Origin of the sequence: Hydrogenophaga sp. OTU3427 (genome assembly GCF_038440225.1) — a bacterium.
Classification (GTDB): Bacteria; Pseudomonadota; Gammaproteobacteria; order Burkholderiales; family Burkholderiaceae_C; genus Hydrogenophaga.
The window spans coordinates 13,504-26,892 of record NZ_JASATI010000017.1; the positions used below are offsets into that span (position 1 = coordinate 13,504).

General features: G+C 68.7%; 13 protein-coding genes. 5 read left to right on the forward strand and 8 right to left on the reverse strand.

Annotated elements, in window-relative coordinates:
- Positions 1 to 36 precede the first annotated feature (36 nt).
- On the forward strand, positions 37 to 1,383 hold the full coding sequence (argA, locus tag AAHB17_RS11795; RefSeq protein ID WP_342130772.1) for an amino-acid N-acetyltransferase: 1,347 nt from the start codon (positions 37 to 39) through the stop codon (positions 1,381 to 1,383).
- 4 nt (positions 1,384 to 1,387) lie between these two features.
- Here argA and AAHB17_RS11800 read toward each other — a convergent pair whose 3' ends face one another.
- Positions 1,388 to 1,882 (reverse strand): disulfide bond formation protein B, encoded by a 495-nt coding sequence (locus AAHB17_RS11800; RefSeq protein ID WP_342130848.1) that lies wholly within the window; start codon positions 1,880 to 1,882, stop codon positions 1,388 to 1,390.
- Positions 1,883 to 2,154: 272 nt separating this feature from the next.
- Here AAHB17_RS11800 and AAHB17_RS11805 point away from each other — a divergent pair, with 272 nt between their 5' ends.
- The 4 genes from AAHB17_RS11805 to AAHB17_RS11820 all read left to right on the forward strand — a co-directional run bounded on the left by AAHB17_RS11805 (position 2,155) and on the right by AAHB17_RS11820 (position 4,914).
- A complete protein-coding gene (locus AAHB17_RS11805) occupies positions 2,155 to 2,322 on the forward strand; it encodes a hypothetical protein (protein WP_342130773.1) in 168 nt (55 codons plus the stop codon).
- Between the two features lie 12 nt (positions 2,323 to 2,334).
- Positions 2,335 to 3,348, forward strand: a complete 1,014-nt coding sequence (locus AAHB17_RS11810; protein WP_342130849.1) for a sensor domain-containing diguanylate cyclase — start codon at positions 2,335 to 2,337, stop codon at positions 3,346 to 3,348.
- 101 nt (positions 3,349 to 3,449) lie between these two features.
- Positions 3,450 to 3,722, forward strand: a complete 273-nt coding sequence (locus AAHB17_RS11815) for an oxidative damage protection protein (RefSeq protein ID WP_342130774.1) — start codon at positions 3,450 to 3,452, stop codon at positions 3,720 to 3,722.
- Positions 3,723 to 3,735: 13 nt separating this feature from the next.
- On the forward strand, positions 3,736 to 4,914 hold the full coding sequence (locus AAHB17_RS11820) for an FAD-dependent oxidoreductase (protein ID WP_342130775.1): 1,179 nt from the start codon (positions 3,736 to 3,738) through the stop codon (positions 4,912 to 4,914).
- Here AAHB17_RS11820 and AAHB17_RS11825 read toward each other — a convergent pair.
- From AAHB17_RS11825 to AAHB17_RS11855, 7 genes are all read right to left on the reverse strand, one after another.
- Complete coding sequence (locus tag AAHB17_RS11825) at positions 4,907 to 6,079, reverse strand: ABC transporter substrate-binding protein (RefSeq protein ID WP_342130776.1); 1,173 nt, start codon at positions 6,077 to 6,079, stop codon at positions 4,907 to 4,909. The two genes, AAHB17_RS11820 and AAHB17_RS11825, sit on opposite strands and share 8 nt — an antisense overlap.
- A gap of 43 nt (positions 6,080 to 6,122) precedes the next feature.
- Positions 6,123 to 7,991 carry an AMP-dependent synthetase/ligase gene (locus AAHB17_RS11830; RefSeq protein ID WP_342130777.1) on the reverse strand — a complete coding sequence of 623 codons (1,869 nt, stop codon included), beginning with the start codon at positions 7,989 to 7,991 and terminating at the stop codon, positions 6,123 to 6,125.
- Positions 7,988 to 8,764, reverse strand: coding sequence for an ABC transporter ATP-binding protein (locus tag AAHB17_RS11835; protein ID WP_342130778.1), 777 nt, complete (start codon positions 8,762 to 8,764; stop codon positions 7,988 to 7,990). The genes AAHB17_RS11830 and AAHB17_RS11835 overlap by 4 nt, the downstream gene beginning before the upstream one ends.
- A gap of 612 nt (positions 8,765 to 9,376) precedes the next feature.
- A complete protein-coding gene (locus AAHB17_RS11840) occupies positions 9,377 to 10,159 on the reverse strand; it encodes an ABC transporter ATP-binding protein (protein WP_342130779.1) in 783 nt (260 codons plus the stop codon).
- Entirely contained in the window at positions 10,156 to 11,232 is a 1,077-nt protein-coding gene (locus AAHB17_RS11845) for a branched-chain amino acid ABC transporter permease (RefSeq protein ID WP_342130780.1), read from the reverse strand. The genes AAHB17_RS11840 and AAHB17_RS11845 overlap by 4 nt, the downstream gene beginning before the upstream one ends.
- Before the next feature lie 334 nt (positions 11,233 to 11,566).
- The gene (locus tag AAHB17_RS11850) at positions 11,567 to 12,451 is read right to left on the reverse strand and encodes a branched-chain amino acid ABC transporter permease (RefSeq protein WP_342130782.1); all 885 of its coding nucleotides are present in this window, start codon (positions 12,449 to 12,451) and stop codon (positions 11,567 to 11,569) included.
- On the reverse strand, positions 12,448 to 13,389 hold the full coding sequence (locus AAHB17_RS11855) for a winged helix-turn-helix transcriptional regulator (protein ID WP_342130783.1): 942 nt from the start codon (positions 13,387 to 13,389) through the stop codon (positions 12,448 to 12,450). Before AAHB17_RS11855 ends, AAHB17_RS11850 begins: the two co-directional genes overlap by 4 nt.

The window sequence follows — 13,389 nt, forward strand, 5'->3', positions numbered from 1 at the left end:
GCCCTTCGGTCCTCCCCCTCGCCACCTGCCCCGCCCATGTCCGCCGTCTTCAACTTCACCTTTGTGCCCTGGTTCCGCTCGGTGGCGCCCTACATCCACAAGTTCCGCAACCAGACCTTCGTGGTGGGCGTCTGTGGCGAGGCGATCGCCGCTGGCAAGCTGCCCAACCTGGCACAGGACCTGGCCCTGATCCAGAGCATGGGCGTAAAGATCGTGCTGGTGCACGGTTTTCGCCCACAGGTCAACGAGCAGCTGCGCGCGAAGGGCCACGAGGCCAAGTACTCGCACGGCATCCGCATCACCGACCCGGTGGCGCTGGACTGTGCGCAGGAGGCGGCGGGCCAGCTGCGCTACGAGATCGAGGCGGCCTTCAGCCAGGGCCTGCCCAACACGCCGATGGCGGGGGCCACGGTGCGGGTGATCTCGGGCAACTTCATCACCGCGCGGCCGGTGGGCATCGTCGACGGGGTCGATTTCCAGCATTCGGGCCTGGTGCGCAAGGTCGACGTGGGCGGCATCAGCCGCACGCTGGACATGGGTGCCATGGTGCTGCTCTCGCCCTTCGGCTTCTCGCCCACGGGCGAAGCCTTCAACCTCAGCATGGAGGAGGTGGCCACCTCGGTCGCCTGCGAGCTGCAGGCCGACAAGTTGATCTTCATCACCGAAATCCCGGGCATCCGGCTGCGCCCGGACGACGCCGAAAGCGATGACAACCCGATCGACACCGAACTGCCCCTGGCCCAGGCCGAGCGCCTGCTGGCCGCGGCGGCGCCGGCGCAAAAACCCACCGACACCGGCTTCTACCTTCAGCACTGCGTGAAGGCCTGCAAGGCCGGCGTGGAGCGCAGCCACATCATCCCCTTCGCGGTCGATGGCTCGCTGCTGCTGGAGGTCTATGTGCACGACGGCATCGGCACCATGGTGGTGGATGAAAAGCTGGAAAGCCTGCGCGAAGCCACGCCCGACGACGTCGGCGGCATCCTGCAGCTGATCGAGCCCTTCGAGAAGGACGGCACCCTGGTCAAGCGCGACCGCACCGAGATCGAGCGCGACATCGGCCACTACACCCTGATCGAGCACGACGGCGTGATCTTCGCCTGCGCCGCGCTCTACCCCTACCCCGAGGCCAAGACGGCCGAGATGGCCGCCCTCACCGTGTCGCCGCAAAGCCAGGGCCAGGGCGACGGAGAGAAGATCCTCAAGCGCGTGGAGCAGCGCGCGCGCGCCATGGGCCTGGACAGCATCTTCGTGCTGACCACCCGCACCATGCACTGGTTCATCAAGCGCGGCTTCGCGCAGGTCGACCCCGACTGGCTGCCCGAGGCCCGCAAGCGCAAATACAACTGGGACCGCCGCAGCCAGGTTCTGGTCAAGAAGCTCTGAGCGCTCAGCGGCGGGCGCGCCAGGCGCCCAGCAGCACGCCCAGGCACAGGGCCATGATCAGGCAGAAGTTGAGGAAGGACCAGTTGGCGATGCTCAGGCCAAGGAAGGTCCAGTCGATGGCCGAACAGTCGCCGCCGCCCTTGAAGATCATGGGCACGGCCCGCTTGAGCGGGAAGGTCTCGATCATTCCGTAGAAATCGCGCCCGCAGGTGACCACCTCAGGCGGGTACCACTGCAGGAAGCTCTGGCGCGCGGCCACGAAAGCGCCAAAACCGGCCAGCAACACCACCAGCCCGCTGGCGCCCAGCAGCACGGCACGGCTGCGGAACAACGCCGCCAGGCCAGCGACCAGCGCCACCAGCAGCAGCGCATAACGTTGCACGATGCACATCGGGCACGGCTCCAGGCCCACCACGTGCTGCAGGTAGAGGCCAAAGCCCAGCAAGGCCAGGGAGCCCAGGGCAATCAGGAGCAGGATGCGGCGGGGAATGAGGCCCATGCGCTCGACGAGGCCGGGAAGGGTGGTGGGCAGAACGGACGACAAGACAGAATCCTTGAACAAGACGGCAAACGACAGGGGCAGACGACACAAGGGGCCAGGCCCGGATTGTCGTGCAAGTGGCGCGCAGCGGACGCAGCCGCGGCACCCGTCAACGGATAGGGGCGCGTGGCATTAAGTTCCGCGTCACGCGGCGATATCCGCTGCAGGCCATGGACGGCGCCGGCCACGCCACCTAGAATCATTCTTTTCATTTTGCCCCGCCCTCTACCATGCCGGACACCGCTCCCAGCACCCACACCGCGCCCGCCGCGCCGGGCGGTGACCGTGGGCGGCCGCACTGGATCGTGGTGACACACCACCGCATGCGGGCGGCGTCCTTTGCCAACGCCTTCGTCTTCTGCGCCGTCCACCTCTGGGGCCAGGCCCCGGCGCCGTGAGTCTGGGCGCTGCTGGGCCTGCAGTTCCTGGTCTACCCGCACCTGCTCTACTGGCGGGCCCTGCGCGCCAACGACACCCAGCGCGCCGAGCTGGAAAACCTGCTGCTCGACTGCCTGCTGATGGGCGTCTGGGTCGCGGCCATGGGCTTCCCCCTGTGGATCACCTTCACGCTGTTCATCAGCACCACCATCAACAACGCCATCAGCCAGGGGCACAAGGGCGTGGCGATGGCGGTGGGCCTGTTCGGGCTGGGCACCAGCCTGGGCGCCTGGGCCACCGGTTTTGTCTGGGCCCCCGAGCACGGCCCCTGGGTCACCGCGCTGTGTGCCTTCGGTCTGAGCTGGTACCTGCTGGGCATTGGCCACGTGGCCTTCGCACGGGCACGCGCGCTGCGCTCCACCCGCGAACGGCTCAAGCACAGCGAGCTGGAACTGCAGCGCGCCAACGAGGCCCTGACCCAGCGCCTCACCGAAATCCAGCAGTTGCAGCAGCAGTTGCAGGACCAGGCGCACCGCGACGTGCTGACCGGCCTGTTCAACCGCCGCTACCTGCAGGACATGCTGGCGCGCGAGCTCGCCCGCTGCCACCGCGAAGGCACGCCGCTGTGCGTGATGATGATCGACATCGACCACTTCAAGCAGGTCAACGACCGCCACGGCCACCAGGTCGGCGACGAGGTGCTGCGCCGCCTGGGCCTGCTGCTGAGCACCGAGGCACGGCACGAGGACGTGCCCTGCCGCTACGGTGGCGAGGAATTCGTTCTGCTGCTGCCCCGCATGTCGCTGGAAGCCGGCCGCATGCGGGCCGAGCAGTGGCGCGAAAGCTTCAGCCGCATCGTGGTGCCCACCGCCACCGGTCACCACGCCACCACGCTGTCCGTCGGCGTGGCCGCCTTCCCTGCCCACGGCCGCACGGCCGACGAACTGCTGCGCTGCGCCGACCTGGCGCTCTACCAGGCCAAGGCCCTGGGCCGCGACCGGGTCGTGGTGCATGCCACGCCCAGTCCCGCCGTCCAGCCGGGTTGAGAGGCGCGCGCCGGCCACCCGGTCCAAAGCTTGATACAGTCGGCGCCTTGCCTGCCGCGCGCAGCGCGACCCACAGGCCATCCATACACGAAGGAATCACCATGGCACGCACCGTCCAATGCATCAAGCTCGGCAAGGAAGCCGAAGGCCTCGATTTCCCGCCCTACCCCGGCGAACTCGGCAAGCGCATCTATGAAAGCGTGAGCAAGGAAGCCTGGGCCGCCTGGCTCAAGCACCAGACCATGCTGCTCAACGAAAACCGCCTGAACCTGGCCGATGCGCGCGCCCGCCAGTACCTGGCGCGCCAGATGGAAAAACACTTCTTCGGCGAAGGCGCCGACGCCGCGGCCGGCTACGTGCCGCCCAGCGCCTGAGCCCCCTCCAGGGGTGAAGACCGCCCTGGTCATCGGCGCCGGCCTGGCCGGCGCCGCGTTGGTGCGCAGCCTCACGCGGCTCGGGGCCCAGGTCCACTGGCTGGACGCGGCCGCCGGCCCCGCTGCCGGCGCGTCGGCGCTGCCGGTGGGCATGCTCAGCCCCCACATCACCGCCCAGCCCACGCCGCTGTCGCGCCTCACCACCTGGGGCGTGGCCCACACCCGCGCCGAACTCGAACGCCTGCTGCCACCCGGCCAGGGCTGGCTGGCGACCGAGGTGGACAACCTCGGCCACGACGCCGGCCGCCACCTGGCCGCGCTGGTGCGCCCCGGCGCCCTGGTGGCGGCCTGGCACGCCGAAGCCCAGGCCACGGGCCGGCTCGGCACACACTGGAACACCCCGGTGGCGCGGTTGCGGCTGGCCGCCAACGGCGCCCCGCCCGGCTGGGAGGCCCTGGACGCGGAGGGCCAGGTGCTGGCCCGCGCCGATGCGGTGTTTGTTGCCGCCGCACACGGCAGCCTGCCCCTGTTGCGCGAGGCGGCGGACCTGGACGAACACGCGCTGCCACTGCGCCCGGTCAAGGGGCAATTGAGCTACGGCCCGCTGGACAGCGCGCCCGACGCCGAACGGCCGCAGCGCCAGGACGGCGTGTTCGTGCCCTGCTACATCGAAGACCCGCCCGGCCCCCACGCGCCGGCCCGGCTGTGGGCCATGGGCTCCACCTACACCCGGGGCACCGACGACTGCGCCGTGACCGAGGCCGACCACGCGCGCAATGCCCTGAGCCTGGCGCACCTGAACCCCGCCGCCGCCGCGCGCATGCACCGGCAGCAGGCCAGCGGCGCCCTGCTGGGCTGGGCCGGCGTGCGCTGCGCCTCGCTGGACCGCCTGCCGCTGGTGGGCGACCTGCCCGACGTCGCCCGGCTGGCCACCCTGCTGGGCCAGCCCCCGTTCCACCGCCGCAAGCCGGCGGCACACGAGTTGCCGCGCCTTCCCGGGCTGTACGTGCTGACGGCGCTGGGCTCACGGGGGCTGACGTTGGCCTCGCTGTGTGCCGAACACCTGGCACGCCAGGCCATGGGCACGCCCACCCTGTCCCATGGCGAGGCGCCGGATGGGGCGCTGTGGGCCGCCCTCGATCCGGCGCGCTTCCTCTGGCGGCGCCTGCGCCGCCAGCCTCAGCTCACTTGACGATGCCACTCATGGGCGCGGCCACCTGCACCCATTTGCCGCCCTGCACCTGGTCGATGGTCGCCATCTCCGGGCCCACGTGGTTGGCGCTGAAACCCTGGGCGGCGTAGGTGGTGAAGTCCTGGTGCTTCACGCCCTGCACCGCCTTGGCGAAACCCTCGGCCGTGAGGTTGCGCCCGGCGGCCTGCAGTCCGGCCACGAACCACGACATGTAGGAATAGGCGTTGGCGGCATTCTCGTCCGCATCGGCGTTGAACTTCTGCTTGTAGGCGGCCAGGAACTTCTGCGCCTCGGCGTCCTTGGTGTCCGCATCGTGCAGGCGCCAGCCGCCAATGCCGTAGAGGCCTTCCACCGCGTCCTTGCCCAGGCGGGCCACGATGCTGCTGCGCCCCGGCAGCGCGGTCAGCACCCGGACATTGTTCCAGCCCAGCTTCTTCACCTCGGCCATCACGCCCACCGTTTCACGCACCACCGTGCCGGCCAGGATCAGGTCCACGTTGGCGGCGCGCATGCGGGCCACCTGCGACGAGAAGTCGATGTCGCCCACCTTGTAGGCGGCCTCGGCGGCCACGGTCTGGCCGGTCTCCTTCATGGCCTGGGCCACGCCGGCGCGGATGAGGTCGCCAAACGGGCCTTCCTGGTAGATCACGCCCACCCGCTGCACCTTCCAGTTCTTGATCGCCCAGGACAGGCCGGTGGCGGTGGTGCTGTCGTAGTTCTGCACCGTGGTGAACAGCAGCGGGCTGTTGCCCGACACCTTCTGGATGATGGCCGACGCGGCCCAGGGACCGAACACCACGACGCCGGCGTCGGTCGCGGCCTTGACGGTGGCGGCATTGGGGCCGGAACCAAAGGAGTTGACGATGGCAAACACCTCGTCGCTCTTGATGAGCTTCTGCACCGCACGCACCGCCATCTGTGGCTGGCTGCCGTTGTCTTCGGTGACCAGCCGCAGCTTGCGGCCGAACACGCCACCGGCCGCGTTGGCCTCGTCGATGCGCATCTGCATGGCGTTGCGCAGCATGGGCGACCCCGCGGCCGTGGGGCCGGAGAGGTCGAGGTGGGTGCCGAGCACGATTTCGGTGTCGGACACGCCGGCGGCGTGTGCGCCGCCCATCAGCAGCGCGGTGGTGGCGGCAATCGCCTGGCGTCGGTTGAGTCTCATGCTTGTCTCCTTCTGGTGGCTACACGGGGTAAAAAACGGCAGCTCAATCGCTGGTGTACATCTGTTCGATCAGCGCGGCGTATTTCTGCGCGATCACCTTGCGCTTGAGCTTCATGGTCGGGGTCAGCTCCTCGTCCTCAGCGGTCAGCAGCTCGCCGATGATGCGGAAATCCTTGACCTGCTCCACCCGCGCCAGCTGCGGGTTGATGCGTTCGATCTCGGCACCGATCAGCGCCATCACCTCGGGGGCGCGCGTGAGGCTGGCGAAGTCGGTGTAGGGCACCTGGTGCTCCTGCGCGTGGCGCGCCACGTGCTCCTGGTCGATCATCACCAGACAGGTCAGGTACTTGCGGCCGTCGCCCACCACCACCGCATCGGTGATGTAAGGGCTGAACTTGAGCAGGCTCTCGATGTGGCTGGGCGTGATGTTCTTGCCGCCCGAGGTGATCAGGATGTCCTTGATGCGGTCGCGTATGGCCAGGTAGCCGTCGGCGTCGAGCTCGCCGCAGTCACCGGTGTGCAGCCAGCCCTCGGCGTCCACCGCCTCGGCGCTCTTGTCGGGCTGGCGCCAGTAACCGGCAAAGACATTCGGGCCACGGATCTGGATCTCGTTGTCGGCGCCGATGCGGATCTCGCTGCCTTCGGCCCGCACACCGGCCCAGCCCAGGCGTATGCCGCCCTTGGGCGTGGCGGTGCAAAAGCCCGTGGTCTCGGTCATGCCAAAGGCCTCTCGCAGCTCGATGCCACAGCCCAGGTACCAGCGGATCAGGTCGGGCGGCACCGGGGCCGCACCGGTGAGCGCGCTGCTCACGTTCTGCAGGCCCAGGAAGACGCGGATGTTGCGCAACGCGACCCACTGCAGCGCACGCGCCCACAGCCCCAGCGGCGGCGGCGTCTCGCCCCGCAGGCGGGCTTCCACGCCGGCCGCGCCGAGCGCGCGCGCGCGGGCATAGGCCCAGCGCGCCGGTGCGATGGCGTCGCGCATGAACAGGTCGATCTGCGAATACATCTTTTCCCAGAAGCGCGGCGGCGCGAACACCACATGGGGCGCGACCTCGCGCAGGTCGTTGAACACGGTGCCCGCATTTTCAGGAAAGTGGACGATCAGACCCATGGCCAGCGGATTGAACACCGAAGCCATGCGCTCTGCAATGTGGCACAGCGGCAGAAAGGACACCGACTTGTCCCCGGGCCGCACATCCAGGTACTGCGGTGCGCGGCTGAGCTGAAACACCACGTTGCGCTGGGTGATCATGGCCCCCTTGGGCGCGCCAGTGGTGCCCGAGGTGTAGACGAGAAAGGCCAGGTCATCCGGCCGGCCGGCGTCGATGGCGGCCTCGAAAAAATCCGACCGGCTCTTGGCCAGCGTACGGCCGCGCGCCAGCAGTTCGTCAAAGAACAACACGGCCGGATCGCTGAAGCCGCGCAGTCCCTCGCGCTCCATCACCACGATGTGCTGAAGCCCGGGGCAGCGCGCGCGCACGGCCAGTGCCTTCTCCAGCTGTTCCTGGTTCTCGACGAACAGCACCCGCGCGCCCGAATCCAGCAGGATGTGCAAGACCTGTTCGGCCGACGACGTCGGGTAGATGCCGTTGCCCACCAGACCCAGGCACTGCGCGCCGAGGTCGGCGTACAACCATTCGGGCCGGTTCTCGGCCAGCACACACACCACCTCGCCGCGCTGCAGGCCCAGATCGGCCAGCGCCAGGCCCACCGCGCGCACCTGCTCGTAGTAACCCGCCCAGGTGACGCTCTCCCACAAGCCCCGGTGCTTGCGGCGCAGCGCGGGCCTGTCCGCCCATTCGGCGCAGCGCGCACGAAACACGCGGGCTGGTGTGTCCTGGCCCAAAAAACGGACCGGTGATGTGCTGACATGCAACGTGGTGGCCATGGTGTCCTGGGTGTATGTCATCGCCATGTCTTGCGGCGCCTCCATCGCTGGGCCGTGCCACTGAGGCCCTGGCCCGCGGCACCGCCGAGGTAGGCCTCGCGCACATCGGCCTTCTGGGCCAGCGCCTCGCAGGTGTCGGCCGCGACGATGCGGCCCAGCTCCATGATGTAGCCGTCATCGGCATGGGCCAGCGCGATGGCGGCGTTCTGCTCCACCACCAGCACGGCGGTGCCGGTCTCGTCGCGGATGCGGCCGACGATGCCGAAAATCTCCTTGGTCAGCAGCGGCGACAGGCCCAGCGAGGGTTCGTCGAGCATGAGCAGGCGCGGCCGGCCCATGTAGGCGCGGCCGATGGCCAGCATCTGCTGCTCGCCACCCGAGAGCAGGCCCGCGTGCTGTGACTCGCGCTCCTTAAGGCGCGGGAACCACTGCTGCACCCGCGCCAGGTCGTCGCGCACCCCATCGGCATCGCGCCGGCTGTAGGCGCCCATGGCGAGGTTGTCGCGCACGCTCAGAAACGGATACACCTGCCGCCCCTCGGGCACCAGCACCAGGCCACGGCGGGACACCGCATCGGCGTCGCGGCCATGCACCGCCTCGCCATTGAAAATCACCTGCCCCTTGAACGGATCGATCACCCCGGCCAGGGTGTTGAGCAGCGTGGTCTTGCCGGCGCCGTTGGCACCGAGCACCGCGACCATGCGCCCGGGCTGCACCTCGATGTTGACGCCCTGCATGGCCACGATGGGGCCGTACCAGGTTTCGAGGTTTTGGACTTGGAGCAAGGGAGTCATGGGTGAAACACCCCCATCGCTGCCGTGGGCGCTGTTGGAAGATATGGGCGTTCGTGGCAGGCCGGGTCTCGGCCCGGCGGCCGCCTCACTTTCTTTGCTTCGCCAAAGAAAGTAAGCAAAGAAAGGCGACCCCCACTGCCCGTGACCCCTGCGCTTCTCTGCGGGGCAACCTGCGCTGCTCGCGCCGCGCGGGAAGGCCGCAAACTCGCTTCGCTCAAACATGCGTCCTTCTTTTTCCGCGCTCTGCTGCACTGCTCGGCACGGTCAGAGGGGGCCTTCTCCGGCGGCGAGTCGTCTTGGCATGAAGGGAAGTCCGAACCCGATCCCGCTTGCGCCCTTTTGGCTGTGCCGAGGAGCGCAGCGCCAGGCGGAAACAGGGACGTGCATGTTTGAGCCGCAGGCGAGTTTGCACGGTCCCCGCCTGGCGCGAGCACCGCAGGTTGCCCGCAGCGCAGCGCAGGGACACAGACGGTAGGGGTCGCCTTTCTTTTGGGTACTTTTCTTTGGCGAAGCAAAGAAAAGTACCTCGGCCGCCGGGCCGAGACCCGGCTTGCAACGCACGCCGATACCTGTCGAACAGCAGCCATACATTTCAAACAACGTGCAGCCATCTCATGCCCCCAGATACGCCGCCACCACCGCCGGATCGCTCTGCACCTGCGCCGGCGTGCCCTGCGCCAGCAGCCGCCCCTGCGCCATGCAGATCACCCGATCGGCCACGGCGTTGACCAGCGACATGTCGTGTTCGACCATCACCACGGTGATGCCGAGCTCGCTGCGGATGTCGTCGATCCAGAAGGCCAGCTCGCGCGTTTCCTCGGGGTTCAGGCCCGAGGCGGGTTCGTCCAGGAACAGCAGCTCGGGTCGGGCGCACAGGGCGCGGCCCAGCTCCACCACCTTGCGCACGCCATAGGGCAGGCCGGCGATCAAAGCGTGGCGCCAGGGCGAGAGGTCGAGGAACTCGATCACCGCCTCGACCTCGGCGCGCGCGGCCTCTTCCAGCCGGGTCACGGCCGGGGTGCGCAGCAGCTGCTGCCACCAGCGGCCGTGGTCGAAGCGGTGGCGGCCCAGCAGCAGGTTGTCCATCACGGTGGCGGCCTCGAACAGCTCGATGTTCTGGAAGGTGCGGGCCAGCCCGAGGTGGGCCACACGGTGGCGCGGCACCTGCGTCATGTCCTGGCCCTTGAAATGGATGCTGCCGGCGCTGGGCCCGAACACGCCGGTGACGGTGTTGAGCAGCGAGGTCTTGCCTGCACCGTTGGGGCCGATGATGGCCAGCACCTCGCCGGCGTAGACATCGAGGCTGAGGTCTACGATGGCCTTGAGGCCACCGAAGGACAGCGCCAGCTGACGCACGCTCAGCAGCGGCAGGGGCAAGGCTGGGTTCTGGCTCACCGGTAACGCTCCGATTTCATGTAGCGCTTGTTGCGCTTGAAGGTGTCACGCCGGTAGAGCGGGAAGCTCTCCAGCAGCGCGCGGGCCTTGAGCCAGCGGCCGTTGAGGCCGGTGGGCTCGAACAGCACGAACAGCGCCAGCACCAGACCGAAGATGAAGATCTCCAGCCCGAACTGCTTGGCCACGGACTCGGGCAGCCAGGGCTTGAGGCGCGAGATGGCGGTGGGCAGCAGGCTGATCAGCACCGCCCCGAGCAGGGCACCACGCAGGCTGCCCAGCCCGCCGATCACGACCATGAGCACCAGTTCCAGCGAGAGGATGAGGGTGAAACCGTCGGGCGTGAGGTACTTGAGGTGGTGGGCCAGCAGCGCGCCGGCGAGCCCGGTGACGCCGGCCGACAGCGCAAAGGCGCCGGCCTTGACGCCCTGCACGTGGATGCCCAGGGCGTAGGCGGCGGCCTCGGAGTCGCGCACCCCCACCATGGCGCGGCCGATGGCCGAGCGCAGCAGATTGAGCAGGCCCAGCAGCACGGCCACCAGCAGGGCCAGACAGAGGTAGTAGAAGGCGCGTGGCTTGCCCAGATCGAAGCCGAACACGCGCGGGTCGGCCACGGCCAGGCCGGTGAAGCCGCCGGTGACCGAGTTCCAGTGGCCGATGAGCTGCTCGACGATGATGGCAAAGGCCATGGTCACCATGGCCAGGTACAGGCCCGACACGCGTATGGCCGGGATGCCCACCAGCAGGCCGGTGGTGCCGGTGAGCACCGCCGCCAGCAGCAGCGACAGCGGCAACGGCAATCCCTTGGACAGGCACCAGGCGTGTGCATAGGCACCGATGGCGACAAAGGCCGCGTGGCCGAGCGAGACCTGGCCGGTGAAGCCGGTCAGCAGCATCAGGCCCAGGCTGGCGATGCACAGGATGAACACATAGGCGAGCTCGCCGAGCAGGAAGGGCGTGACCACCCAGGGCAGGACACACAGGGCCAGCAGCAGCAGGCCATAGAGCACACGCTCGTCGGTGTGGCGCAGCAGCGCGAAGCTGTCGCGGTAGCGGGTGTGGTAGTTGAATCTCATCGCTGTTGTTGTTCTTGTGGTTCTCGTGGTTCAGGTCCCACGCTGCTTCGGCCACGGGCACTGCCTGCCCGACTCCGCTCATGTCCCCCGGGCGCTGCGCGCCCTCCTCCTTCACTTCGCTGCATCGGGCAGGCAGCACCCGTGGCTACCAACACGTGGGTGGTGCGGCGATGGGCCAACCGAACATGGTTTGGCCCGGGGTGGTGTGCTGCCCTGCAGAGCGAAGTGAAGGCGGAGGCCGGCGCAGCCGGCCGGAGGACATGAGCGGCGCAGGGCAGCACGCCGCCCCGGGCCCGCGAAGTGGTGGCGCGAAACAAAAAAGACAGAAGCAACCTCACACCCGCCTCCCATGCGCTTCACCCAGCAGCCCCGTGGGCCGCACGATCAGCACCGCGATCAACACCAGGTAGGCCACGATGTCCTTGGAGCCGTCGGGCATGTAGACGCCGGCGTACTGCTCGATCAGGCCGATCAGCAGGCCGCCCACGATGGCACCGGGCACACTGCCGAAGCCGCCCAGCACCAGGGCCGCCAGGGCCTTGAGGGTGACGAACCACAGGCTGATGTCCACCAGCGTGATCGGTGCCAGCAGCACACCTGCGACAGCCGCCGTGGCGCCGGCCAAAGCCCAGACCAGCGAATTCACCCGCTTCACGCGCACGCCGTTGAGGTAGGCCGCCAGCTGGTTCTGCGACGCCGCCTGCATGGCCACGCCCAGGCGCGTGTTGCGAAAGAACACGAACAGCACCGCCGTCACGCCCATGGCCACACCCAGGATGACCAGCTGCAGGTGCGCCACCGCCAGCCCGCCGATCTGGCTGCTCTGCCCCGTCCAGGGCGTGGGGTAGTTGCGCGACTCGGGGCCGAAGAACATGCTCACCAGCCCCCGCAGCATGAAGGCCAGGGCGATGGTCAGCATGACGCCGGCAAACTGCGGCTGGCCAGCGATGCGGCGGATCACCAGCGCGTCCAGCCCGTAGGCCAGCACGGCCACCAGGGCCACGGTGAGCAGCAGCGCGGCCCAGAACGGCAGGCCGGCCACCGTGATCAGGCCCCAGGCCGAAAAGGCCGAGACCACCAGCAGGTCGCCGTGGGCGAAGTTCAACACCTCGGTGGCCTTGTAGATCAGCACCAGGCCCAGGGCCACCAGCGCGTAGATGGCACCGACCGATATGCCGTTGATGCCCAGCTGCGCCCACACCTGCAGCGACGTGTTCATGCCTGCGGTCCTTTCGCCATGTCAAAGGCCACTTCCCAGGGCTTGAGCGGCTGGTGGCAGTGGCCACAGGCCACGCGCGGCACGAAGTCCTTGCCACAGGCGTGGTGGAAGGGCCGGATGGAGCTGGGTTCGTGGAAGTGCTCGCGGCTGGCCCAGGTGGACAGGCAGACGATGTAGCCGAACAGCCCACGACTGGCCGCCGTCAGCCGGTACACACGGCGGCGCGCATCGTTGCGGTCCACCTGGCATTGCAGCAGGCCCGACTCGACCATGCTGGCCAGACGCCGCGTGAGCACGCTGGGGCCGATGCGCAGCACCTCGGACAGCTGGTCAAAGTAGTGGCAGCCCAGGATCACCGCCGACACGATCAGCAGGCTCCAGCGGTCCACCCGCAAGCCCAGCCCCATGCCGGGCGCGTCGCTGCGGGTCATGCGCGGGGTGCGCAGGGGCGAGGCGGTGTCGTGGGGCAGGCGCGGGTTGGGCAACAGCTGGAAGCGCAGGTCCGTCATGCTGGCCGCCTCGCCACAGGCGCTGCAGGCCAGCTCGGGCATGAAGGCGTGGCCACAACGCAGGTGGGTCAGGCGGGTGGGCAGTGCCACGTCGCGGTCGCCGAAACGGTGTTCCCACTCCCACACCATCAGCACCGCGTCGTACATGGCCATGCCCTTGGCGGTCAGGTGGTAGGCGTAGCGTTCGGGGCGCTCCTGGTACAGGCGCGGGCGCAACATGTCCATGAGCACCAGCGACTTCAGGCGATCGGCCAGGGTGTGGCGCGGGATGCGCAGCTGGGCCTGCCAGTCGTCGAAACGGCGCACGCCCATGAAGGCGCCCAGCAGCACCTGCGCGGTCCAGCGGTCGCCAAACACCTTGAGCCCATGGCTCAGCGTGCTGGTGGACAGCGCGTCGCGGGTCAGTTCGAGGTTGACGGAATGGGGCAT